Source organism: Acinetobacter sp. YH12132 (genome assembly GCF_013418645.1).
Lineage (GTDB): Bacteria > Pseudomonadota > Gammaproteobacteria > Pseudomonadales > Moraxellaceae > Acinetobacter > Acinetobacter indicus.
This window is the reverse complement of the sequence record NZ_VPBR01000002.1, coordinates 23,798-48,099: the sequence shown is the minus strand read 5'-3', so window position 1 is coordinate 48,099 and position 24,302 is coordinate 23,798. Positions and strand designations below refer to the sequence as shown.

At 47.7% G+C, this 24,302-nt stretch carries 17 protein-coding genes; 8 read left to right on the top strand and 9 right to left on the bottom strand.

Annotated elements, in window-relative coordinates; genetic code table 11:
• Positions 1 to 50 precede the first annotated feature (50 nt).
• Both ppk1 and mtgA read right to left on the bottom strand, forming a co-directional pair.
• Complete coding sequence (gene ppk1, locus FTU67_RS02355; RefSeq protein WP_005179379.1) at positions 51 to 2,132, bottom strand: polyphosphate kinase 1; 2,082 nt, start codon at positions 2,130 to 2,132, stop codon at positions 51 to 53.
• Between the two features lie 111 nt (positions 2,133 to 2,243).
• Positions 2,244 to 2,918, bottom strand: a complete 675-nt coding sequence (gene mtgA, locus FTU67_RS02350) for a monofunctional biosynthetic peptidoglycan transglycosylase (RefSeq protein ID WP_045796058.1) — start codon at positions 2,916 to 2,918, stop codon at positions 2,244 to 2,246.
• A gap of 78 nt (positions 2,919 to 2,996) precedes the next feature.
• Between mtgA and FTU67_RS02345 the strand changes: the two genes are divergently transcribed.
• On the top strand, positions 2,997 to 3,815 hold the full coding sequence (locus tag FTU67_RS02345; RefSeq protein ID WP_163170299.1) for a rhomboid family intramembrane serine protease: 819 nt from the start codon (positions 2,997 to 2,999) through the stop codon (positions 3,813 to 3,815).
• A 34-nt stretch (positions 3,816 to 3,849) separates the two neighbouring features.
• On the opposite strand, the gene FTU67_RS02340 is transcribed toward FTU67_RS02345, so the two are convergent.
• Entirely contained in the window at positions 3,850 to 6,333 is a 2,484-nt protein-coding gene (locus FTU67_RS02340) for an ABC transporter permease (RefSeq protein ID WP_180061356.1), read from the bottom strand.
• Between the two features lies 1 nt (position 6,334).
• Positions 6,335 to 7,060, bottom strand: coding sequence for an ABC transporter ATP-binding protein (locus tag FTU67_RS02335; protein WP_180061355.1), 726 nt, complete (start codon positions 7,058 to 7,060; stop codon positions 6,335 to 6,337).
• A 32-nt stretch (positions 7,061 to 7,092) separates the two neighbouring features.
• On the opposite strand from FTU67_RS02335, the gene FTU67_RS02330 reads away from it, so the two are divergent.
• The gene (locus FTU67_RS02330) at positions 7,093 to 7,704 is read left to right on the top strand and encodes an arylesterase (protein ID WP_005179403.1); all 612 of its coding nucleotides are present in this window, start codon (positions 7,093 to 7,095) and stop codon (positions 7,702 to 7,704) included.
• Between the two features lie 96 nt (positions 7,705 to 7,800).
• Here the strand turns inward: FTU67_RS02330 and FTU67_RS02325 are convergent, their stop codons facing one another.
• Positions 7,801 to 8,415 carry a carbonic anhydrase gene (locus tag FTU67_RS02325; protein ID WP_034598190.1) on the bottom strand — a complete coding sequence of 205 codons (615 nt, stop codon included), beginning with the start codon at positions 8,413 to 8,415 and terminating at the stop codon, positions 7,801 to 7,803.
• A gap of 309 nt (positions 8,416 to 8,724) precedes the next feature.
• Here FTU67_RS02325 and FTU67_RS02320 point away from each other — a divergent pair, with 309 nt between their 5' ends.
• Together FTU67_RS02320 and FTU67_RS02315 are read left to right on the top strand one after the other, a co-directional pair.
• Positions 8,725 to 9,747: an alpha/beta fold hydrolase gene (locus tag FTU67_RS02320; RefSeq protein ID WP_005179410.1), complete on the top strand. Its 1,023-nt coding sequence runs from the start codon at positions 8,725 to 8,727 to the stop codon at positions 9,745 to 9,747.
• A 14-nt stretch (positions 9,748 to 9,761) separates the two neighbouring features.
• The gene (locus FTU67_RS02315; protein WP_016659295.1) at positions 9,762 to 10,769 is read left to right on the top strand and encodes a hypothetical protein; all 1,008 of its coding nucleotides are present in this window, start codon (positions 9,762 to 9,764) and stop codon (positions 10,767 to 10,769) included.
• A gap of 72 nt (positions 10,770 to 10,841) precedes the next feature.
• Here the strand turns inward: FTU67_RS02315 and FTU67_RS02310 are convergent, their stop codons facing one another.
• Together FTU67_RS02310 and nfuA are read right to left on the bottom strand one after the other, a co-directional pair.
• Complete coding sequence (locus FTU67_RS02310; RefSeq protein WP_180061354.1) at positions 10,842 to 12,902, bottom strand: TonB-dependent receptor domain-containing protein; 2,061 nt, start codon at positions 12,900 to 12,902, stop codon at positions 10,842 to 10,844.
• Positions 12,903 to 13,073: 171 nt separating this feature from the next.
• Complete coding sequence (gene nfuA / locus FTU67_RS02305; RefSeq protein WP_005179419.1) at positions 13,074 to 13,712, bottom strand: Fe-S biogenesis protein NfuA; 639 nt, start codon at positions 13,710 to 13,712, stop codon at positions 13,074 to 13,076.
• Between the two features lie 159 nt (positions 13,713 to 13,871).
• On the opposite strand from nfuA, the gene FTU67_RS02300 reads away from it, so the two are divergent.
• The 3 genes from FTU67_RS02300 to FTU67_RS02290 all read left to right on the top strand — a co-directional run bounded on the left by FTU67_RS02300 (position 13,872) and on the right by FTU67_RS02290 (position 16,483).
• Positions 13,872 to 14,489: a rhomboid family intramembrane serine protease gene (locus FTU67_RS02300; RefSeq protein WP_005179422.1), complete on the top strand. Its 618-nt coding sequence runs from the start codon at positions 13,872 to 13,874 to the stop codon at positions 14,487 to 14,489.
• A 122-nt stretch (positions 14,490 to 14,611) separates the two neighbouring features.
• Entirely contained in the window at positions 14,612 to 14,770 is a 159-nt protein-coding gene (locus FTU67_RS02295) for a hypothetical protein (RefSeq protein WP_005179424.1), read from the top strand.
• A 174-nt stretch (positions 14,771 to 14,944) separates the two neighbouring features.
• Positions 14,945 to 16,483 carry a hypothetical protein gene (locus tag FTU67_RS02290; protein ID WP_180061353.1) on the top strand — a complete coding sequence of 513 codons (1,539 nt, stop codon included), beginning with the start codon at positions 14,945 to 14,947 and terminating at the stop codon, positions 16,481 to 16,483.
• Positions 16,484 to 16,806: 323 nt separating this feature from the next.
• Here the strand turns inward: FTU67_RS02290 and FTU67_RS02285 are convergent, their stop codons facing one another.
• Entirely contained in the window at positions 16,807 to 18,426 is a 1,620-nt protein-coding gene (locus FTU67_RS02285; RefSeq protein WP_005179429.1) for an inorganic phosphate transporter, read from the bottom strand.
• 481 nt (positions 18,427 to 18,907) lie between these two features.
• Between FTU67_RS02285 and metH the strand changes: the two genes are divergently transcribed.
• The gene (gene metH, locus FTU67_RS02280) at positions 18,908 to 22,597 is read left to right on the top strand and encodes a methionine synthase (protein WP_168390106.1); all 3,690 of its coding nucleotides are present in this window, start codon (positions 18,908 to 18,910) and stop codon (positions 22,595 to 22,597) included.
• Positions 22,598 to 22,808: 211 nt separating this feature from the next.
• On the opposite strand, the gene FTU67_RS02275 is transcribed toward metH, so the two are convergent.
• The gene (locus FTU67_RS02275) at positions 22,809 to 24,083 is read right to left on the bottom strand and encodes a glutaminase (protein ID WP_168393757.1); all 1,275 of its coding nucleotides are present in this window, start codon (positions 24,081 to 24,083) and stop codon (positions 22,809 to 22,811) included.
• Positions 24,084 to 24,302 lie beyond the last annotated feature (219 nt).

The window sequence follows — 24,302 nt, the reverse complement described above, 5'->3', positions numbered from 1 at the left end:
TTTTTAGCGGATAAAAGCCTGACATTCTTTAAATGTCAGGCTTGCTTCGCTTACTGAATCATCTCGATCAGGGTGCGCTGTGCATTGGAAGCCGGCTCACCTTCTGCGGCCTGCGCACGAATCCAGGTACCATCTCCCTGCAGTAGCCACGCCTGCTGGTTATCTTGCAGATAAATTTGCAGACCTTGCTGATAAATACGTTTTTTCAGTGCCGGATCTTCAATCGGGAAGCAGGCCTCAACCCGGTTAAACAGGTTACGGTCCATCCAGTCAGCACTTGAACAGTAAATACGCGCATCACCATTATTGCTGAAGTAATACACGCGGGTATGTTCCAGGAATCGGCCGACAATGGAACGTACCCGGATATTTTCCGACAGCCCCGGCAAGCCCGGACGCAGGCAGCAAATCGAACGGATAATCAGGTCAATCTGCACGCCAGCCTGGGAAGCCTCATACAGTTTATTGATCAGCTGCATTTCGGTTAAGGCATTCACCTTCACAATAATTTGCGCTGGTTTGCCAGCTTTGGCATTGGCAATTTCATCATCAATAAAGTTGATCAGCTGGGTATGTAGGGTAAACGGCGCATGCAGCAGCTTTTTCAGCTTGGCCATTTTGCCCATGCCGGTCAGTTCCTGGAAAATGCGGTGTACATCTTCACAGAGTTCCTTGTCTGTAGTCAGCAAGCCGTAGTCGGTATAAATCCGCGCATTACCGGCATGATAGTTACCGGTACCCAAATGCACATAACGCACCAGCTTGTTATTTTCACGGCGTACCACCAGAATCATTTTGGCATGGGTTTTATAGCCGACAATGCCATAGACCACCACCGCGCCGGCTTCTTGCAGCACGTTGGCCACGGCAATATTGGATTCTTCATCAAAACGCGCACGCAGCTCAATGACCGCGGTCACTTCTTTACCATTACGCGCCGCTTCCGCTAAGACTTGTACGATTTCAGAATCGGCACCACTACGGTACAAAGTCTGTTTAATTGCCAGTACCTGCGGGTCACGCGCCGCTTCACGCAGCAGGTTAATCACCGGGGCAAAGGATTCAAACGGATGATGCAGCAAGATATCCTGCTTTTGCATGGCCGAAAAAATATTCTCGGATTTTTTCAACACTTTCGGAATCACTGGCGTATGTGAGTCATAACGTAAATGTGGACGTTTAAAGTTAGACAATAAACGCGCCAGATTCACCGGGCCATCCACTTTATAGAGCTGATCTTCATGCAGATCGAACTCATTCAGCAGATATTCATAAATCGGTTGCGGACAGTTCTGGGTCACTTCCAGACGCACCGCGCGGCCAAAACGACGGGAGTTCAGCTCACCTTTCAGCGCTTTGGCCAGATCTTCGACATCTTCGTTTAAGGCCAAATCGGCATTACGGGTGACACGGAACTGATAACAGCCAGTCGCAGTCATGCCCGGGAACAGGTCCGACACATGCTCATGAATAATCGCAGACAGCATCACATGATGTTCTTTACCACCGGTCAGTTCGTCTGGTAAACGCACCACACGTGGTAAAGAACGCGGTGCTGGCACCACGGCCAGGTCAATCTGACGGCCGAAGGCATCTTTCCCTTCCAGCGTTACAATAAAGTTCAGGCTTTTATTGACCAGACGCGGGAATGGATGAGCCGGGTCCAGGCTGATTGGGGTTAAGACCGGTGCAACTTGTTCCTGGAAATATTTTTTCACCCAGGCCGATTGGGCTGGCGTCAGCTCACCACGGCGCAAGAAACAGATGTCTTCTTCACGCAGTTTAGGCAGAATTTCCTGGTTTAAAATACGGTATTGGCGCTCAATGGCAGCATGGGCAGTTTGAGAAATCTGCTCCAGTACCTGTTTTGGAGTCAAGCCATCCGGGCTACGGCTTTCATTACCCAAATCCAGCTGTTCCATCACCCCTGCAACACGAATTTCAAAAAACTCATCTAAGTTACGTGAAAAGATGAGTAAAAAGTTCATACGTTCCAGCAACGGATGCAAAGGATCGACTGCCTGCTCCAGCACGCGCAAATGGAAATCGAGGATAGAAAGCTCACGATTGATGTATCGATCATTATAGGTATAGTCTATTTGCGCAGGGGTCGCGCTCGCTGCCGTATTCATATGCACCCTATGACTTTTTCTCAAGTATTCACTATTCATAAGTATGCTTCAATTTTGTGACAATTTCATAAAAAAAGCCCACTGCTGTGGGCTTTTTTTCAATTTTACAACTCAAGGAATCTCGCTGTAACGCATGTATTTACGGATCATGCGTTTACGTGGTTCCAGACCACGGCCGGAACGGTTGTCCTGATAATATTTTGGATTCGGCAAAATCGCAGCCAGAAAAATCGCTTCTTCACGACTAAGGCTGCGTGAGGACTTGCCAAAATAATGCTGGGTCGCGGCTTCAATGCCGTAAATGTTGTCGCCAAACTCTACCGAGTTTAAATACACTTCAAGAATCCGCTGCTTGCTCCACATGCGTTCCATCATCCAAGTGGCAATCGCTTCCTGGCCTTTGCGTAAAAATGAACGCTGGTTAAATAAAAACAGGTTTTTCGCCAGTTGCTGTGAAATGGTTGAGCCACCAGCCACCACCTGTCCCTGATCTTTATTACGTTCTAGTGCATGCTGAATACCTTCCCAGTCAAAGCCATGATGCTGCATAAACTTGCCATCTTCGGCAGCGACCACGGCTTTTTTCAGATATTCACTGATCTGGTCATAGTCACGCCATTCATGCCGGATAGGCTGGGAAGTATCTGACCAGTAGTCCAGGCGCATCATCATGGTACTTTGTACCGGCTGGGTTCGCCACCAGGCCAGACTCGAGAAAATCCACAACTGGATCAATAAAAACAGACTGACAAGAATTAATAAGGTACGGACAATAAAAGCTTTCATGTCAGCTTGGGGCTCCTGAGGCGTGAATTTTTCGTGTTAAGCTTATAACGAAATAAATCATCATTGTATAAAAATAGCATGTCTGAATATTCACCGCCGCTGATTCACCGTAAACCCGAAACGCATTTATGGTGGCTGACGGCCCTGTTGATTGCCCTCAATATTGGTGTATTTGCCTGGCAAATCCTGACCGGTGTCGATGCCAGCCAGCCCAGCACCCGAGATGCGATTCTCTGGGGCGCCGACTATGCTCCCCTGACCTTTCTCGAACAGCCGCAGCGTCTGTTCAGCAGCATGTTTTTCCATTTTGGCATGATTCACCTGATGCTGAATATGTGGGCCCTGTATATTTTTGGCAGCGTGGCCGAACAGCTTTTTGGCCGGCCGTATTTTTTAGGCCTGTATGTACTGGCCGGACTGATGGGCAGCCTGCTCAGTGGCTATTTACAGATTCAGGATTCCTTACAGATTCTCGCGCATGGCCTGACCAGCCCGGATTTACTGCCAAGTGTGAGCGCTGGTGCATCCGGTGCGGTGATGGGTTTGGGTGCTTCCCTGACGGTTTTATCATTATTGCCACGCCTGCCGAAACAGCGTTTTCTGCTGGATAAAAAAACCTTATTGCTGGTAATGGGCCTAAACCTGTTTATGGGCTTTATGATTAGCGGAATTAACAATGCCGCACATATTGGCGGCATGGTGATGGGTGCAGCCTTGGCAGCACTTTGGTACATCGGCCAGAAGCTGCACAAGTCAGCGCTGTTTTCACTGCTGGCGCTGACCGGCGCCGCCATCATCAGCTGGCTGTTTTATCAGTACTGTCTGCAACAGGTACAGATGCTTGCCCCGCTGTGGCAGGAAATTCTCGCGATGATGCGCCAGCAATTGCAGCTGTAACGCATACCCCACCATTTTAATGCAGAGATGAAACTTATTGATTCATCTCTCGCAGGCTTTGCAAAGGCGGAATATCAGATAAATAACTAAGCCTATAACGACCGATTAGAGCACACAATAAAGTCATTACAACCGGCAAAATTAGCCAGATTTCCCAATGTGGCTGAATTGCCAGTTCCATCCGGTAACTGGCAATCGCACTAATCACCTCGGCAAACAGACAGGCCACCACTCCGGCAATTCCGCCAATCAGGCCAATTTCCAGACTCATCATCCGTTTTAATTTCTGCTTGGAACTACCAAAAGAACGCAGCAAGGCCACCTCACGTTTCCGCTCATCCATCAGCAGGTTTAAACAGGCAATCAGCACCAGAATCCCGGACACGGCCACCAACACTGCCAGAATGGTAATAATCTGTACCAACACATTCACAATCCGTTTAATCTCTTCCAGAATCAGACTGACATCAATAAATACGGTATTGGAAAACTGCTGGATCAGCTGCACCAGTGCCGGCCGGTCCTGCTCCGGCACATAGAAACTGCCCAGATAGCTGCCGGCATTTTCATCCATGGTTTGCGGTGAAAAAATAAAGAAGAAATTCGGACTAAAGCTTTCCCATTCCACGCTGCGCAGATTAATGACTTTGGCCTGCAACAAGCCTTCTGGCAAACTAAAGGTCAGCGTATCGCCAATCTCAATGTCCAGTTCTTGCGCAGTATTGGCTTCAACCGAAACCTGCCCGACCTGACTAAACTGTTCCTGTCCGGCCACAATTAGGTTATCGGCCGGAAAGCGTTCGGCCTGGGTCAGGTTCAGTTCACGTCGGAGCGAATTATTGTGCTGGATTAGCGCTTCTGCAAAGGGCTGATCGTTTTTGGCCACCAGCCGCCCGCGCACATTTGGGTACAGCGGCGTACTGTGCCAGCCCTGCTGTTCAAGTTGCGCCTGAAACTCTGGCATATCAAACGGTGGTAAACCATAGACAAACTGGTTTGGCGTACCTTCCGGCAATTGCTGCTGCCAGCGATCCAGCAGATCGGTACGTAATACTGCCAGCACGGTAATCAGGCTAAGGCCCAGCGCCAGTGCGGTAATCTGAAATGCAGTCTGATACGGCGTGCGCACATAGGCCGAGATGCCGCTTTTTAAATTGCGGATCAGTTTCAGGAAGCTCCAGACTACGGCATAGAGTACGCTGCACAGCAGGATGATGGCGCCCATGACCCATAGCGTTAGTACGATATTTTCAGTCAGCACCACACTAAACAGCATCAGGCTGAGTGTGCCGGTCAGCAGCATCCATAGCATGGACTGGACTGATTTTTCCTGCTGGCGAATCACCCGGATTGGTGGGGTATTGAGCAGCTGCCACAGACTTGGCAAAATAAAGCCCAGCAGTACCACGGCACTGGTCAGCATGGCAATCGGGAGTGGCCCCAGCAGCATCTCGACAGCGGAAAACTGCAATTGCAAATGCGGAATCAGCTGTAACATCAATTGCAACAGCCCATAGCCTAGCGTAATGCCGACCGCACTACCGAGCAGCATCGCCAGTAACAGCACCACCGCCAACAAGGTCAGATAAGCGCCCAGAATCTGCTTCTTGGTCGCGCCAATGCAACGCATTAAAGCAATATGATCCTGATTCTGCTGTACATAGCGCTGGCTGGTTAGGGCAATGGCAATGCCGCACAGTAAAATGGTGAGAATATTGGCCAGCTGTAAAAAGGTATCCAGATTGGCAATTGGACGCATCAAGCGGGTATTGCCTTCACTGGCATTGCGTAGGCGCAGCCCATCTGGTTCGCTAATATTCTGCCCATCGACTTCCTGAGTCTTAGGCAAGCTCTCCTGATACTGTTTAAAATCCTGCTCGAACTGGCGGGTATGCTGGGGTGTACCAGCCATCAGCAAGCGGTAATTAATCCGGCTGCCGACCTGAATGGCATTGGTACGCGCCACATCTTGCTGGGCAATGATCACCGTCGGTGAAAAACCGCTAAAGCCCAGTTCCTGATTGGAATCATGCTCGATGCTGGCCGTGACCTGAAAGGCGCCATCGGCAATATTTAAGGTATCGCCCACCTGAATTTTCAGCAGCTCCATCGCGCGCTGGCTAACCCAGACCTCGCCCGGTTGAATGGCAGCAGCAGGCTGCGGCGCAACCCGCAGCTCACCGCGTAACGGGAAGGCCTGATCAATGGCTTTGACATTCACCATCACAAATTCATCGCCGGTATGTGCCATCGAGCTAAACACCGTAACATGTGACTGCTTTAGCGCCAATTCATCGGCCGCCGCTTCCCAGCGCGGTGCAATCGGTTTATTGTCGGACAGCACCAGATCACCGGCCAGCATTTCTGCCGCCTGCAAAGCCACCGCATTTTGAATCTGCTCATTGCTGAATTTCAGCGCGGTTGTGGCACTAATTGCCAGAATTAGCGCAATCAGTAACAGATAAACACCGGTACTTTTAAAACTCTGGGTCAGTAAAGGACGAAATAACGGGTTCATCTCATCCTCCTGCCGGGTGTTCCAGCAATTGTCCCTGACTGAGTTCAAAATGGCGCTGACATTGCTGCGCCAGTTTCGGATCATGCGTCACCAGCACCAAGGTGGTCCCCAGTTCACGGTTCAGTCGAAATAACAGCTGTTCAATTTCTTTGGCGGTTTCGCCATCTAAATTCCCGGTCGGTTCATCGGCAAAAATGATTTTAGGCTCACTGATTAAAGCTCGGGCAATCGCCACTCGCTGCTGCTCACCACCCGACAGGACTTTCGGGGTCTGCTCTGCCTGCCGTTCCAGTCCGACTTTTTTCAGTAGATTACGCGCCTTGTGTTCGGCCTCGGCAAATTTAAAATTCGGTTGCAAGCGTAGCGACAGCATGACATTTTCCAGTGCGGTTAAATGCGGCAATAACTGGAATGACTGAAATACAAAACCAATATATTTCAGCCGCACCAGCGCACGCTGTTCTTCATTCAGCTCCTGAATTGATTCACCACAGACCGTTAACTGCCCGGCACTGGCCTGATCCAAGGTCGCCAGAATCCCCAATAAGGTTGATTTGCCTGAACCGGAACGGCCTGTAATTGCTACCTGTTCCCCGGCCCGAATCTCCAGATTTAAATTTTCAAAAATCGTCAGTGTTTTTTGTGCAAGTTGTATCTTTTGTGTCAATTGTTGGGCAGAAATAATGCTTTGTGGCATGATGGCGGTATCTGTAGTGAATTGAGTCATAGTATCCTTAAATGCACATTCGCAATTTCAAAATGAGTTGTTTTGCTTATTTCGCTGTGGCGGGGCTGGCCTTCATGCCCATGCTGGTGTCTGCCAAAACCATCATGATTCTGGGTGACAGCTTAAGTGCCGGTTACGGTTTGCAACCGCAACAAGGCTGGGTCCATCTGTTACAAAAACGTTTAGAGCAACAGTATCCGAAACAGCATAAAGTGGTCAATGCAAGTGTGAGTGGCGAAACCACCAGCGGCGCGCTGGCACGTTTGCCCAAATTACTGCAAACGCATAAGCCGCATGTGGTGGTAATTGAACTGGGCGGTAATGATGGCTTGCGTGGTCAGCCACCGCAGCTGATTCAAAATAATCTGGCGCGGCTGATTCAGCACAGTCAACAGGCCAAAGCCAAGGTGATTGTATTTGGCATGAAAATGCCACCCAATTATGGCAGCGCCTACAGCAAGGCGTTTGAAAATAACTACAAAGTGGTGAGCCAGCGTTATCAGGTCAAATTACTGCCCTTCTTCCTAGACGGTGTCGCCGGTAAAAATACCCTGATGCAAAAAGATCTGATCCATCCGACGGCTGCAGCCCAGCCCATTTTGCTGAAAAATGCCTATCCCTTCATTCAGGCAGCATTAAAATAAAGCCGATTCAACGCTGAGATGGTTTTCAAGATCCGGATTTCAGCCATAAAAAAAGCGGGACATCAATGCCCGCTTTTTGATTATTTTTAGAATCAATTAAAAATCAAAGAAAGTTACTTCACCGGTTTCTAATGAATATTCTGCACCTACGACTTTCAGCTGCCCCTGTTCAATCAGGTTTTCTAACACTGCTGAACCATGACGTAGCTGATTGACTGAGGCAAACACATTGGAACGAACCGCATGTTTCGACAGCTTGGCCAAATCATTTTTCAGTTCAGTCTGCATCAGCGTTTCTACGGACGGGCGAACACGGTTCACAATTGACATCAGATTGGCAGATGGTGGACAGTCCGGGCACATCAAGGTATCAATGGTGGCCTGAATCGCGCCACAGTGACTATGGCCCAAAACCACAACCACGGCGCAGTCATAACGCTCTGCCGCAAACTCAACACTGCCGACCTGAGATGGCGCAACAATATTCCCTGCCACACGAATCACAAACAGATCGCCGAGTCCCTGATCAAAAACCATTTCTGCAGGTACACGTGAATCAGAACAACCGAGCACAATCGCAAAAGGATTCTGGTCTTCGGCCATCTCTGCACGTTGATGGTGGGTTAGTTGTTTCGGATGATTGGTATTGCCCGAAACAAAACGTTGGTTTCCTTGTTTAAGACGTTCTAAAGCCTCTTGAGCTGTGAGCATTCTTGTTACCACCAGTTTTTGAATTTTCAGCATTTTAATCCTCTGCCGGGGCAAAGTCACTTGCAAAAAAAATAGCTGATCAATTTTTATAAGATAAATTTTTTCAAATTTTCCTAAAGTAATTGCGATTTACATCACACTTCAAAAGCAGCACACCAACCCGATCAAAAAACAGCTAGGTGACATTTTCTGCAAAGCCCTTACAATAACCAGAAACAGCATTTTCAATTCGACTTAAGGCGAAAATTTACACAATTCAAACAAGCCAAGCCGACGCCTATTTAAAAAATATTCTTGGGGATATCGTCAATGAAGCAGGATTCTTCGCGATTTTTGTCTTGGCCACGACTGGCAGTCCTGGCACTGGCACTGTCTGCACCTCTGCTCAGCTCTGCCGCCAAACTCTCGCCTGAACAGCAAGTGGTGCAGCATTATTATCAGACTGAACGCCAGGCGGCGGGTCTGGTCTCGAAAAGCTTGAAAATTGGCAATATTACCTGGCGCTATAATGAAGGCGGCGATGTTAATCGGCCAACCATTTTGCTGTTACATGGCTTTGCCGGACACCGCGACAACTGGAACCGGGTGGCCAAATTTCTCACCCCGTCCTATCATGTGATTATCCCCGATTTACCCAATACCGGTGAAACCCAGAGTTCGGGCAATTTCGACCTGTCTGTACCAAGCATGAGCGCACAATTGCGTCAGCTGGTAGAAACCTTGAATATTGCCGACAAGCTGAATATTGCCGGGCACTCATTGGGTGGCTCTGTGGCAACGGTCTATGCAGCCCAATATCCGTTTGATACCCAAAGCCTGTTCCTGCTGAACAGTGCCGGTATTTATAAACACTCCAATACGCCTTATACCAAAGATCCGCTGTTACTGAAAAATCTGGTGGTCACCGCGCCGGGCGATTTAGACCATATTGCGCATCAGCTGATGCAAAACCCGCCGAAAGTACCAGAGCAGTTTAAATCTGCCCAAGAAAAACTGTTAATTTCACGGGCCAGTCAATCCTTAAAATTTATTGATCAGATGGTGACCCTAAACCGGATTTACACCCCGGACAGCTTTGCCCGCCTCACCCGCAATATTGAAGCACCGACCCTGATTCTCTGGGGCAAGCACGATAAAATTATTAATGTTGAAGTCGCCAAAGAATTACAGGGTCTGTTTAAACGCGCGGAAACCCCGGTCATTTTAAATAATGTCGGTCATGTGCCAATGCTGGAAGCCGAACAGCAGGTGGTACAACATTATTTACCCTTCCTGGCCAAAACACAGAACCTAAAAAACCCGCTAGCTGATAAACTGATTCCTTTAAACTAAGTTCCAGAGATTGTATGCAGCAAAACCCGATGCTTGAGCAGTTGATTGAAGCTCATCTTGACTTTTTAGCACATGAGTTTTCTCAGCCTGAAACCGTACAGCAGGAATTTCTGCATTTTTATCACTGGTTCCGCAAGCAGCATCTGAAAGATCTCTGGAGCTGCGAACAGCTGAATGCCCTGCTGCAAAAACAGATTCTGGACACGCCGGCCAGCGCCTTTCTGATTGAACAGATTGCAGAACACATCCGCTTTGCCCTAGTGCATCCGGTGAATGACAGCGCCAAAATTGCCGATGTCATTCCGGTACTGACCATTGATAAAATTGCCCAGTATGTGGCCAGCAAAAGTGGTCATCGTCAGCGTCTGATTAAAACCGTGGTCAGTAATCCGGCCTTTTCTGCAATGATCAGCCAGTTAATCCAGCACTCGATTCAGGATTATCTGGACAATTCACTGATTGCCAAAAGCGTGCCTGGCGTGTCGCGTTTTATGAAAATGGGCAAATCGGTACTGGAAACAGTGACCGATTCCAGTTTAGACAGTGCAGTCAGCGCCTATTTGCAAAAGAATATCTTAAAGCTTAGCCAGATGAGTGAATCGGTCCTGAACCAGCATTTTGATGATGACAAGCTCTATCATCTGCAGGCCAATATCTGGCACAAGATTAAAGACCTGCCTTTGTCGGTCTTAAAAAATTATATTGAAGTACAGGACCTGCCACAGACTGTGGCGCTGGGTCATGAAATCTGGGACTTTATGCGCCAGAGTGATTATTTAAAACAGCAGCTACATGATGGGGTACACGCCTGGTATGTACGTAATCAGGAACGCACTTTTGACCTGTTATTGCGTGATCTGAATATTGATGAAGCCCTGATTCAGCAAGAATTACAGCAGCTGTTAAACCCCGTGATTCAGCAGATGCTGTCGCAGCAGTATTTACGGGAACGTGCGCGGCTCTATCTAGAAAAGTTTTATTATTCCGAGCCGGCACAGAAAATTCTGGACACCCGTACCTAAGCCTCAAAAAAAGCCGCAATTGCGGCTTTTTCTTGCTTGATCATTGAAACGTAGATGTTTAGCAGTTGATGATTAGAACTTGGCCATCAGGTTAATGCCATAACGGCGGCCATCTAGAAGCTGATCACCATCACGGTCTTCAGCTTTTTCATCCAGCAGGTTATACACGCCAAATTTACCACTGATATTTGGGGTAAATTTATAGTTCAGACCCACATCTAAAAACTCATAACCCGGATTTGGCTGGGCAACAGAAGTCCGGCTTAAATAGGCAGATGTTTCTGAACGATAATGCAAGCGTGACCAGATATTCAAAGCATCATTAATTTCATGATCGACCGTAATATTCAGCATATGCTCTGGCATCTGGTTTACAGGCTGGCCTTTGAACTCACCTGTCTTAAATTCGGAATCGGTAAAGGTATAGTTGGCCATGAGCGTGGTGTAATCACTCAGGCTGGCTTCCAGAGTCGCTTCCACACCTTTTAACTCGGCTTCATCGACATTAATCCGTTCACTGATGAAATAAAACGGTGTATCGCCTTCAAAACATTTCCACTCCTGCCAGTTATCCCGGTTGGTCGAGCTGCCATCGGTATCGGTTTCGCAGGCACGCACTTCGGTAATCCGGTCTTTATACTGAGTGACATAAGCGGTTAAGGACGCCTTGACCCTGTCATTTTGCCAGTTCACGCCCAGCTCTGAAGACAGACTCGATTCCGGGTCTAGGTCCGGATTGGCGCGAATAATGCCGCGTCCGGTGGCTAACGGTGAACCACCACCGCCGGTGACGCTATAAAAGCCTTCCGTGGCAGCACGAATATCCGGCTGTTTATAACCGGTTGACACCCCACCTTTCACGGTCCATTGGTCATTCAGGCTATACACGCCATATAAGCGCGGCGAAACATGACCACTGTAGTTTTCGTCATGGTCATAGCGCAGCCCGGCGGTTAAATCGAAACGGTCACTCAAATGCCAGGTATCTTCCAGAAAAGCCGCGGCCGACCAGCGGGTTAATTCACTAAACTCCGGCGCATTCGGATTACGGTTGGTGGCTTTGTCGGTAAGTTTCTCGTCTTTATAATGCGCACCAAAAGACAGTGTATGATTGCCCAGCAACCAGTTCCACTGGTTATTAAAGGTCCAGGTATCCAGTTCAATGCCTTTGGTGCCCAGCTGGGTGTTACCACGATCGGGGTTTTTAGAATTTTCATACTGCAGGTAGGTGGTGCTATCAAGCTGATCGCTATAACGGCCATGATGGGTTAAGGCATAAACATGACGATAATTACGTGAACTGGAATCAGCAGCATTGTTGGCCGGTGCAACCGTTTTACCCACCGTGGTTTCCGATTCCTGCTGGACAAAATTGGCTTCCAGTTGCAGATCATGATTGTCATTGAGTATATAACTCAAGCGGCTGTTCAGGCTTTCCCGTTCAGTCCCGCGAAAACCGCCAACATAGGCATCTTCTTCACGTTTTTGCTTATTCAGCGATAGCTGCAAGCCGAGTTTGTTCTCTAGTAATGGACCCGCCAGATAGACCGAGCCATTTTGAATATCGCCTGCATTGCCCTGATCTTGAATGACACTGCCCAGCTCGACACTGCCCGACCAGCGGTCACTGACTTTCTTGGTAATAATATTCACCACCCCACCCATGGCATCGCTGCCATACAAGGTAGAGGCTGGCCCACGAATAATTTCAATTCGCTCAATCGCGGAGACCGGCGGCAAAATATTTTTCTCAAAACCGGCATCATCGCCATTCGGGTTAACATCACGGCCGTATTGACGTTTGCCATCGACCAGAAACAAGGTGTAATTCGAGCTCATACCGCGAATGCTGATGGTTTGTGCCGAGCCAGAACCGGACACCACCACGCCGGGAGCATGTCTAAGTACATCGGTAATATCATTATATTCACGCTTTTCCAGCTCTTCCCGATCAATCACGGTAATGGACGCCGGCGCCTTGGACAGGTCCTGTTCATAGCCGGTAGCGGTTACCACAATGGTATTTAACTGGGTCGCATCTGCAGTGCTATTGTCTGGATTTGCTTGAGCAAGGCTGCTCATCACGGCAAGGACCGCAAAAGATAATGCTGACTGGTTCAGAGTTTTATTCATCAGGTTATCCCAATTTAATTAAGGAGAAATTCTGTGTATTTCGTTGCGCATTGTAACAATCTTGACTGATAATTCAATTAATACTAATAATTATTATCATTATTATATTTATTTAAGACAGTAAAAAGCCTCCACGATGGGAGGCTCATCTGCTGAAGTGAAACTTATTTATTATTTAAAATAAGCACCTTCGGCCTGGCTGTGGTCAGTCTGGTCTACCACACGCATTAATTCAGGCACATGCTGTTTTAATGTGGTTTCCACACCCTGTTTCAGCGTGACATCAATCGCTGAACAGCCCTGACAACCGCCACCGAATTTCAGGATCGCGGTTAAACCATGTTCCGGATCTTCAACCACTTCCACCAAGGCACAGTTACCGCCGTGACCGGCAAGGCCCGGGTTAATTTCAGACTGTAATACGTAAGTAATACGCTCTTCGATTGAGGCATCCGGACCCACGCGTGGCACTTTCGAGTTAGGCGCACGGAAGGTCAGCTGGCCCCCAAAACGGTCTTTGTTGTAATCAATAACCGCATCCAGTAAATATGGAATAGACGGGGTGTCGATATAGGCCGGAAAATCCGGATAATCCTGCTTATAATCTGTTGGTACGACTTCTTCTGGCGCACTATAAGCCATACAACACTCAGCACGCGGCGTTCCAGGATTCTCAACAAAAACGCGCACACCAATCCCCGGTGTATTTTGCTTTGCCAATAAATCTTTTAAATACTCTTGAGCATTTGGGGTGATCAATAAGTTTGGAATCTCTTCTGCAACTGCAGTGCTGTGGTTCTCAGTCGACATAACAATATTTCCTCATGCTGAAGTTGCCATTTTAACTGAAGATGCGGGGGAATTAAAAAAATTCAACTAAAATTGTCGGAATTATCCTATGAAAGTTCTGTTTCATTTGTTTTTTAATGGCATTATGATCAGGAAACCCGAAAAGAAGAACATCTGTTTATGTTAGATTTACCGTTTAATCATACTGTTACGCTGATTGTGATTACAGCGATTATCTCCTTTATTGCTTTTTCCAAAGAAAAAGTCATGAACCGGCTGATTTTCTGGCCACCGGCGTTGGAACGGGGTCAATATGACCGCTTCATTACCCACGGTTTTGTCCATGCCGATGGTACCCACTTGCTGTTTAACATGATTACCCTGTTTTTCTTCGGCAGTATTATTGAAAGCTTTTACCGTCAATATCTGTATGATCTGGGCTTTGTACTGTTTTATTTAGGCGGTCTGATTGCCGCAATTTTACCGAGTTATCTGAAACACAAAAATGATCATCGCTGGGCCAGCCTGGGTGCTTCCGGTGCGGTGTCTGCAGTACTGTTTGCCTATATCCTGTTTGAACCATGGAAACTGATTTTTGTGTTCTTTATTCCGGTTCCGGCAATTATTTTTGCGGTGCTGTATGTGGCCTATAGCATCTGGTCGGGTAAACGTGGCAATTCCAATATTAACCACAGCGCGCATTTGTGGGGAGCAGCCTATGGGGTGATTATCACCATTATGATTGAGCCGCGTTTAATTCCGCATTTCCTGAATAAACTTAGCCAGCTTCCGTTCTAAATTTGAGCAATTTGAAGCGCCTGCGGTATATTTTGACAACGCATAACTACAAATTAACACAGTATGCCGCAGCGGTTGGCGTCTAAAATAACTCGAATAATAACGAAGATGGAAGATGAGAGATGAAAAAGTTATTTCTGATTGCCGGCTGTTTACTGAGCTTGAGTGCCTGTGCCGTCCATACCCCAGAAGGCCGTTTGGTGATTGATCCTGACTCACGTATTTATGGCCATCCAGGAGATTTCTGCCCACCAGGTCAGGCCAAAAAAGGCCGCTGCTAAGCCCATTTTTCCATTTAGCCTCCAGAACGGAGGCTTTTTACTGCGTCCTCATAAACTGCAATTTCATTGGATAATTCATACAATTTTGGTAGTTAATGCCACCCCATCTCACAATTTGGCATAGATAATGTATACATCTGTATATTAATTTGCTTTCAAGCTGCGAGTTTTTGCATGTCCAAATTAGACGGCCTACAATTTCCACATTTCGAAAACCAGAAACCCAGTACTTCACGCACAGGACGTGCGATTATTGCCGAGGCACTGGCCGGTGTTGCACCGCAACTGTCCCAGCAAACCCTGTCTGAAAAAAACTGGCGCAAACAGTATCCCAAATATTTTAAGGCGCTGGTCGAATACGGCATTCAGACCTGCCAGAACCCGATTCAAATTGCTGAACAGGGCCTGAATAAAGCACATGGCAGTTTCGAGTTTTATCGACATAGTCAAAAACATCTGCTGAAAGATGTGATGAGCCTCGATGCCCAGCCTTTGCACACAGTTAAAATCCAGGGCCAAAGCACGGCGGCGCCGGAGTGGTATGTGCCGTATCAGGGACAGAAACTGCAAGGTCAGACACTGCTTGAGCAAATCCAGCGCTGGGAAGATGGCGGGATTATTGAACACAGTCATGCTCAAGCTTTACGTGCAGCAGTCGCTCATCCGGAATGGTTCGATTTATCAGACCGTACCATGGTGCTGTTTGGTGCTGCTTCTGAAGCTGGCCCCCTGACCTGGCTAACGAAATGGAAAGCCAATATTGTCGCGGTCGATTTACCCAATGCCCGGGTCTGGAACAAAATTCTAGAAACCGTGCAACAGGGTAATGCCACCCTGTATGCACCAGCGACTGAAGCGGTAGATGAAAACAGCACGACTGAGCTATTAAAAGAGCAGCTTGGCGCCAATTTACTGACTCAAACTCCTGAAATTGCCCAGTGGCTAACCCAGTTTGAACAGCAGCTGGATTTGGCTGCAATTGCCTATTTAGATGGTGAAAAACACGTGCGTGTGGCCATGGCGATGGATGCGATTATGCAGGCCGTCAGCACGCAAAAAGCCGAGACCAGCCTGATGTTTATGTGCACCCCAACTGATGTCTATGCAGTGCCTGCCGATGTGATTCAGGCCTCAAAAGACAAGTATCAGCAGCGCTCGAAAGCCCAGCAACTGCTGACCCGTGGGGTTTCAACGGTTACGGCGCAGCATTTCTTCCAGAAAAACCTGCATGATCTGGTCCATTCAGACAATGGACAGGATTACGGGATTGCCGACTGTCTGGTGGTAGAACAAGGACCGAACTATGCGCTGGCCAAACGGATTCAGCAATGGCGCGCCACCCTCGCCCGTCATCAGGGACAACGCGTCAGCATTAATATTGCACCATCAACCACGACCTATTCGGTGACTAAAAATCCGTTATTAAAAGCGGCATTTAATGGTGCCAGCCTGTTTGATGTGGAAGCTTTTGCGCCAGAAACCACCAATGCGATTATGGCCGCGCTCTGGATTCATGACCTGCGTAATCCACAGTCGGGGGCCAATCCGGAAGTGACTCTGAACCATCCTTTAGAGTTGATGATGGAAGGGGCCAACCATGGCGGTTTATGGCGTGTCGCATATTTGGCCCGTACTGCCCTGCCTTTTGCAGCCTTATATGGTTTTGCTACCGAGAAGCTGCCTAAAGGCTTACTGGCCAAGTTAAAGAAATAAGAGATTTTAATCTCTCTTCGATCGTTCCCTCTCTCTTGTGTAGCGGTGCTACGTATCCAAAACGGAGAGGGAGATTTTTTTAGAGACCTGCTGTCTACCTGAAAGATAAAAGAGTGGATAGGTTCATTAAAGAAAGAGAAGCTTTGATATTGCTTAGGCTATTTCCTTACCCTCAGCCCTCACCCCTTGAGAGAATGCATTGTAGATTTGCTGTCTATCTAAAAAATAAAGGACGTCACGACTTAGCATTTGGATCATCTGTTTCATCTACAGATATAAAAAAACGCTGCCCAGGCAGCGTTTTTTATTGCGGATGAACCGGCTTAGAATACTTTCAGGAATAACCAGAACAGGCCACCCGATAAACAGATGGTTGCAGGCAAGGTGAAAATCCACGCCGATAGAATGGTTTTAACCATCTGGAAATTCAGGCCAGATTTATTCGCCACCATGGTCCCGGCCACCGCACTGTTCAAGACATGCGTGGTCGATACCGGCATACCAAAGCCATCTGCTGCAGCAATGGTCGACATCGCCACCAGCTCGGCTGACATACCCTGACCATAAGTCATGTGCTGTTTACCAATCCGTTCACCCACGGTGACCACAATACGCTTCCAGCCGACCATGGTTCCTAAGCCCAGTGCCAGTGCCACCGCAACTTTAACCCAGGTTGGAATATATTGCAGGAAGGAATCGAGATGGTCACGGTAATCATCGACCACTTTTTCCTGTTCCTTGCTCATGGCAGGTAAAGCTTCCGCTTTATCCAGACGCTTGAATGACGTGGTGCTGAGGTACATATCATTACGCAATGCTGCCACTTCTGCTTCCGGAATATTTTTCAAATCGCCGTATTGACCCACACGCTCACCTAAATGATCAGTCAAACTGGCCAAAGCCGGTACCACTTCCGGGGTGATTTCCTTGGTCTGGATGTACTTGGTGATTACTTCACGGGCCTGCGCATCCGGAATATCGGTATGGTTGGCATAAATTGCAGATGCGGTTTGTGTCGACAATTGCTGGAAAGACTGGATATGCTGATTGTCCAGTTCCTTATTCAAGGAATAAGCCAATGGCACAATCCCAATCAGAATCAGCATGATTAAGCCCATGCCTTTCTGGCCGTCATTGGAACCGTGGGCAAAGCTCACGCCGGTACAGGTAAAGATCAGGATGGCACGGATTAATGGCGGTGGTGGTTTGTTGCCTTCAGGCGGCTGGAACAGTTCCAGCTGACGTTTGAAAATCTTTTTCACCAGCAGGAACAGTACGGCAGCAAAGGCAAAACCAATTAATGGCGAGAACAGTAAAGCCTTACCGACTTTCATCACCTGTTCCATATCCACACCGGATGCACCAGCGCCCGCATTGAGGATGTAATTCATAATCCCCACACCCAGAATGGAACCAATTAAGGTATGCGAACTTGAAGCCGGAATACCGAGGAACCAGGTGCCTAAGTTCCAGAGAATGGCCGCAATCAGCATGGCAAAGACCATGGCAAAACCTGCGCCTGAGCCAACATTCATGATCAGCTCGACCGGTAGCAAGGCAATAATACCGTAGGCCACGGCACCACTGGCGACCATCACCCCAAGGAAGTTACAGAAACCGGCCCACATTACCGCAACCGGTGCAGACAAGGCATTGGTATAAATGACCGTGGCCACCGCGTTGGCGGTGTCATGGAAACCGTTAACAAATTCAAAGCCTAGCGCAATAAATAAAGCGGTGGCCAGCAGAATCACCGAATACAGGCTAAGCGCCGGAACATGCGATAAATCTGCCGATAATTGAAAGCCAATATAAATAAGCGTTGAAATAATAAGCGTTAGAAACACCGGCATAAAGAATTTCGGTGTTGGCACATGAACATTGGTCGACTTTTTCGGAGCCGACTGGTGTGCTGAATCTACGGGAGTTTGATTAGAATTCATGCAAGCAGGAAAAGAGGATACAAAATCCCCTTATTGTTCAGTTAAATTGTGACAATTATATGACAAAAGCAGGTCAAATAAAGTAATTTTTCTACTTTATTTGCCACAATTTCCTGATAATTTTATAGACAAAAAATCAAACTATTTAAAATAAATCAAAAACTTATAAACCACCATCTCATCTTCATCCGGTTTTCCGTCACTGCTGTCATCTTTGATGACACTGAAATATTACAAGTACAGCAAAACCCGGCCCATTTTTAGACTCTCTCATACTGCCATAGCTATATGACAATTTTATGAATCCTTACAATGATTTATTTATAACGATGTGTATATTTTCAAAATAAGCCCATGAAAACGTATACTTTTTCAGCAAAGATGCCACAAAGTTCCGTTCCATCCCATCAATTGCGGAAAAAAGCAGTCGAACTCTGCTAAAATATTGCGCATTTCTGATTCATCAAAACAAGGGTTTTTTATGTCCACGCTTGCTACCCTGAAAGAACTTCTTGCCAAAAGAATTTTAATTATCGATGGTGCCATGGGTACCATGATCCAACGCCATAAATTGGAAGAAGCCGATTATCGTGGTGAGCGTTTTGCTGACTGGGCCTATGACCTGAAAGGCAACAATGACCTGCTGGTACTGACCCAGCCGCAGATTATTCAAGGTATTCATGAAGCCTACCTAGATGCCGGCGCTGACATTATTGAAACCAACAGCTTTAACGGCACGCGTGTTTCCATGGCGGATTACCACATGGAAACGCTGGTTCCGGAAATTAACCGTGAAGCTGCGCGTCTGGCCAAAGCTGCCTGTGAAAAATATTCAACACCGGAAAAACCACGTTTTGTGGCGGGTGTCTTGGGGCCAACGTCACGCACCTGTTCAATTTCACCAAACGTGAATGATCCGGCATTCCGTAATATCACTTTTGATGAACTCAAAGAAAACTATATTGAAGCTGCGCACGCCCTGATTGAAGGCGGTGCCGATATTCTGCTGATTGAAACCGTTTTCGATACCCTGAACTGTAAAGCGGCAATTTTTGCGGTAAAAGAAGTCTTTAAACAGCTGGGCCGCGAATTACCGCTGATGATTTCCGGCACCATCACCGATGCCTCAGGCCGTACCTTAACCGGCCAGACTGCCGAAGCGTTCTGGAACTCGGTGCGTCATGGTGATTTACTCTCTATTGGCTTTAACTGTGCCTTAGGTGCAGATGCCATGCGTCCACACGTAAAAACCGTATCCGATGTGGCCGATGTCTTTGTTTCTGCACACCCGAATGCCGGCTTGCCAAATGCCTTTGGCGGTTATGATGAAACCCCGGAACAAACTGCTGCCTTCTTAAAAGAATTTGCCGAAAGCGGTCTAATTAATATTACCGGTGGTTGCTGTGGCACCACGCCGGATCATATCCGTGCCATTGCACAAGCCGTTGAAGGTATTGCACCGCGTCAACTGCCAGAAATTGAACCTGCCTGCCGTTTAAGTGGTTTAGAACCATTTAACATCACCAAAGATTCCTTGTTCGTGAACGTCGGTGAGCGGACCAACGTGACCGGTTCGAAAAAATTCCTGCGTCTGATTCGTGAAGAAAACTTTGCCGAAGCGCTGGATGTGGCCCGTCAACAGGTTGAAAGCGGTGCACAGGTCATCGACATCAACATGGATGAAGGCATGCTCGATTCACAGGGCGCGATGGTGCACTTCCTGAATCTGGTGGCCTCTGAGCCGGACATTTCCCGTGTGCCAATCATGATTGACTCATCTAAATGGGAAATTATTGAAGCCGGTCTGAAATGTGTACAAGGTAAAGCTGTCGTCAACTCGATTTCCCTGAAAGAAGGTTATGACGAGTTTGTCGAAAAAGCGCGTCTATGCCGTCAGTATGGTGCTGCCGTGATCGTAATGGCCTTTGATGAAAATGGTCAGGCCGATACTGCCGCACGTAAAAAAGAAATCTGTAAACGTTCTTATGATGTGCTGGTCAATGACGTGGGCTTCCCGGCTGAAGATATTATCTTTGACCCGAACGTGTTTGCGGTTGCAACCGGTATTGAAGAACACAACAACTATGCGGTGGATTTCATTGAAGCGACGGGCTGGATTAAACAGAATCTGCCACATGCCATGATTTCTGGCGGTATTTCTAACGTGTCGTTCTCTTTCCGTGGTAATGAGCCAGTGCGTGAAGCAATTCATGCCGTGTTCCTGTACTATGCGATTAAACAGGGCCTGACCATGGGTATTGTAAACGCTGGTCAGCTAGCCATTTATGATGATATTGACCCGGAACTGAAAGATGCGGTTGAGAACGTGATTCTGAACCAGAATCAGGGTACCAGCGGTCAGGATGCTACGGAAAAACTGCTGGAAGTGGCAGAAAAATATCGCGGTCAGTCGGGCGTTAAAAAAGAAGAAGAAAACCTGGAATGGCGTAACCAGCCGGTGGAAAAACGTCTGGAATATGCGCTGGTCAAAGGAATTACCACCTTTATTAATGAAGACACCGAAGAAGCCCGCTTAAAAGCCAAACGTCCGCTAGATGTGATTGAAGGTCCACTCATGGACGGTATGAACGTGGTCGGCGATCTGTTTGGTGCCGGTAAAATGTTCCTGCCGCAAGTGGTGAAATCGGCCCGTGTGATGAAACAGGCGGTGGCCTGGTTAAACCCGTACATCGAAGCAGAAAAAACTGTGGGCGAGTCCAAAGGTAAAGTGCTGATGGCCACAGTAAAAGGCGATGTCCACGATATTGGTAAAAACATTGTTGGTGTGGTCTTGGGCTGTAACGGCTATGACATTATTGACCTGGGCGTGATGGTACCGGCAGAGAAAATCCTGCAAACTGCGATTGATGAAAAAGTCGATATTATTGGCCTGTCGGGTCTGATCACCCCATCTTTGGATGAAATGGTCTTTGTGGCCAAAGAAATGCAGCGTAAAGGCTTCAATATTCCATTGATGATTGGCGGTGCGACTACCTCGAAAGCGCATACGGCTGTGAAAATTGATCCGCAATATTCCAATGATGCGGTCATTTATGTGGCTGATGCTTCACGTGCTGTTGGTGTTGCAACTACCCTGCTGTCACAAGAGATGAAACCAGCCTTTGTAGCAGACACCCGTGCTGAATATGCCAAAGTACGTGAGCGGATTGCCAACAAGCAGCCGAAAGCGGCGAAACTGTCTTATGCAGAATCAATTGAAAACGGCCTGAAAATTGACTTTAAAGCCAATACACCGGTAAAACCAAACTTTATTGGTACCCAGACCCTGACCAACTATCCGCTGGAAACACTGGTTGAATATTTTGACTGGACGCCATTCTTTATTTCATGGAGTCTGGCCGGTAAATTCCCAGCCATCCTGACCGATGAAGTGGTGGGTGAAGCAGCGACCGATTTATACAATCAGGCGCAGGCGATGCTGAAAGATATTATCGACAATAAACGCTTTGATGCGCGCGCGGTATTTGGCCTGTATCCGGCCAACCGTTCCGGTGCAGATTCAGTCGAAGTGTATGATGCAACAGGTACGCATGTCACGCATACTTTCCAGCACGTTCGTCAGCAGTCAGACAAAGTCACTGGCAAACCGAACCTGTCACTGGCCGATTTTGTCGCGCCAAAAGGTGAAGCGGAAGACTATTTAGGTGGCTTTACCGTGTCGATCTTTGGTGCAGAAGAAATGGCCAATGAGTACAAAGCCAAAGGCGATGACTACAATGCCATTCTGGTACAGTCTTTAGGTGACCGTTTTGCCGAAGCCTTTGCCGAGCATTTACATGAACGTATCCGTAAAGAGTTCTGGGGCTATCAGGCCAATGAACAACTGTCGAATGAAGAGCTGATTAAAGAGAAATATGTCGGGATTCGTCCGGCGCCGGGCTACCCTGCTTGTCCTGAACATTCTGAAAAAGCACCACTATTTGACTGGTTAGGTTCAACCGACAAGATTGGCACACAACTGACCAGCAGCTTCGCGATGTGGCCACCTTCATCAGTCAGTGGTTTCTACTATGCCAACCCTGAAAGCCAGTACTTTAACGTGGGTAAAATCGCAGGCGACCAGCTTGAAGATTATGCGCAGCGTAAAGGTTGGACACTGGATGAAGCGAAACGTTGGTTAGCGCCAAATTTGGATGATTCGATTTCTTAAGAATCTCTCTAGTCCTCTTTATTAAAGGGGGAACTAAAAATCCCCCTAAATCCCCCTTTTTCAAAGGGGGACTTTGTCATGTGATTAAATGAATTACGAATCCAAAACCACCATCAAATTCGCGTAAAGTTCCCCCTCTGCCTCTCAGGAGAGGGTCAGGGAGAGGTATTTAAAACAAAGCGCCAGAAAAGTTGAAGGAGAGGCCCTTTCCTCATTCATACTGTTGCAAATAACGCTCTAGCTCTTCCTGAACCAGCACCGCTGCATGCTTCTGAATTTGCGTTTGACTTAACAGTCCTTCCGAATCAACCACCACCACACGATGTCCATCTTGCTGCAAACGCTCTACTCCTTCAAACAGCATCCGTGCACCCACATCATGAATTAAGGTGAGGTTGGTCAGATCGAGTACAATCGTCGTATCACCCGGTGGCTCTTCCTGTAAATTGCGCAGCAACATTTCTGACTCGGTAAACTGCAACACCCCACGCAGTTCATAGACGCGAACATCATCATTTTTGCCAGCCCAATAACAGCTTTGAATAATGGTTTGTGCGGAAGGCGTCCCTTCCATCAGATGCAGGCCCATATCAGCAGATAAGCGCTCGAAAATATCAATCCCGCGGACACTGTTACCATGTTCATCTACGCGCGGTGAAAATACCGCAATACCGACCTGCCCTGGCAGCACACCAATAATCCCACCTGAAACGCCACTTTTGGCCGGAATCCCCACTGTCGTGAGCCAGTCTCCGGCAGCATCATACATACCACAGCTCAGCATCACGCTTAACACCTGCCGCACCACGGCCCGATCCAGTAAACATTCGCCCGTTTTCGGATGTAGGCCGCCATTGGCCAAGACACTGGCAATGTGTGCCAAATCCTTAACCGTGACCTTAATTGCACACTGCTGGATATACCCATTCACAATCTCGACCGGGTCAGTGTCCAGTGCACCGACAGTACGCAACATATAGCCAATCGACAGGTTCCGGAATGCGGTCTTCATTTCGGAGGTATAGACCTGCTCATCAAAACTTAATTCCCGTCCGGCCAGTTCACTTAAAAAACGGCGCAGCTGCTCGGCCCGTGAAATGCCAGCCGTAGTTTGAATTAATGAATGGGTGGTAATCGCCCCCGAGTTGATCATCGGGTTTTTCGGAATATTCAGTTCTTTGTCTAAGGAAATCTGGTTAAAGGCTTCTCCGGAGGGTTCAACACCTACTTTTTGCAAAACTTCTTCAATGCCCAACTGCTCCAGCACCAGTGCATAGGCAAAGGGTTTGGACATGGACTGGATGGTAAATTCATGACCATCATCACCGCTGGAATAGATCATGCCATCTGCGGTGGACAGGGCCAGCGCCAGCTTGTTAGGATCAGCCTGTGCCAGTTCTGGAATATAATCGGCCAGCTGCCCGCCCACATTGCGCTGACATTGTGACAAAACATGCTTTAAATAATCTGGAACAGGCGTTTGCATAGGGTGGGTCCTTCTTTGGGTATTATCATTGTTGTAGATGGCAACTTTATTTTATACCGCAAGCCGGCACGTTTTGGCCCGGCAGTTACAGCATCGCTACACGCATCGCTTTTCTAAATCTTCTTGATTCAATTATGCGTTCAAGATTGTGCACTTTTTTAGATCACTGTCTGGGAGAAGCTGCTATGATGGCGCGATTTTTTGACTTACCTGCAATTT

What these genes read in the sequence shown, in the direction of transcription:
- ppk1 (WP_005179379.1), bottom strand. Translation starts at nt 2,132, where the DNA reads ATGAATACGGCAGCGAGCGCGACCCCTGCGCAAATAGACTATACCTAT.
- mtgA (WP_045796058.1), bottom strand. Translation starts at nt 2,918, where the DNA reads ATGAAAGCTTTTATTGTCCGTACCTTATTAATTCTTGTCAGTCTGTTT.
- FTU67_RS02345 (WP_163170299.1), top strand. Translation starts at nt 2,997, where the DNA reads ATGTCTGAATATTCACCGCCGCTGATTCACCGTAAACCCGAAACGCAT.
- FTU67_RS02340 (WP_180061356.1), bottom strand. Translation starts at nt 6,333, where the DNA reads ATGAACCCGTTATTTCGTCCTTTACTGACCCAGAGTTTTAAAAGTACC.
- FTU67_RS02335 (WP_180061355.1), bottom strand. Translation starts at nt 7,060, where the DNA reads ATGACTCAATTCACTACAGATACCGCCATCATGCCACAAAGCATTATT.
- FTU67_RS02330 (WP_005179403.1), top strand. Translation starts at nt 7,093, where the DNA reads ATGAGTTGTTTTGCTTATTTCGCTGTGGCGGGGCTGGCCTTCATGCCC.
- FTU67_RS02325 (WP_034598190.1), bottom strand. Translation starts at nt 8,415, where the DNA reads ATGCTCACAGCTCAAGAGGCTTTAGAACGTCTTAAACAAGGAAACCAA.
- FTU67_RS02320 (WP_005179410.1), top strand. Translation starts at nt 8,725, where the DNA reads ATGAAGCAGGATTCTTCGCGATTTTTGTCTTGGCCACGACTGGCAGTC.
- FTU67_RS02315 (WP_016659295.1), top strand. Translation starts at nt 9,762, where the DNA reads ATGCAGCAAAACCCGATGCTTGAGCAGTTGATTGAAGCTCATCTTGAC.
- FTU67_RS02310 (WP_180061354.1), bottom strand. Translation starts at nt 12,902, where the DNA reads ATGAATAAAACTCTGAACCAGTCAGCATTATCTTTTGCGGTCCTTGCC.
- nfuA (WP_005179419.1), bottom strand. Translation starts at nt 13,712, where the DNA reads ATGTCGACTGAGAACCACAGCACTGCAGTTGCAGAAGAGATTCCAAAC.
- FTU67_RS02300 (WP_005179422.1), top strand. Translation starts at nt 13,872, where the DNA reads ATGTTAGATTTACCGTTTAATCATACTGTTACGCTGATTGTGATTACA.
- FTU67_RS02295 (WP_005179424.1), top strand. Translation starts at nt 14,612, where the DNA reads ATGAAAAAGTTATTTCTGATTGCCGGCTGTTTACTGAGCTTGAGTGCC.
- FTU67_RS02290 (WP_180061353.1), top strand. Translation starts at nt 14,945, where the DNA reads ATGTCCAAATTAGACGGCCTACAATTTCCACATTTCGAAAACCAGAAA.
- FTU67_RS02285 (WP_005179429.1), bottom strand. Translation starts at nt 18,426, where the DNA reads ATGAATTCTAATCAAACTCCCGTAGATTCAGCACACCAGTCGGCTCCG.
- metH (WP_168390106.1), top strand. Translation starts at nt 18,908, where the DNA reads ATGTCCACGCTTGCTACCCTGAAAGAACTTCTTGCCAAAAGAATTTTA.
- FTU67_RS02275 (WP_168393757.1), bottom strand. Translation starts at nt 24,083, where the DNA reads ATGCAAACGCCTGTTCCAGATTATTTAAAGCATGTTTTGTCACAATGT.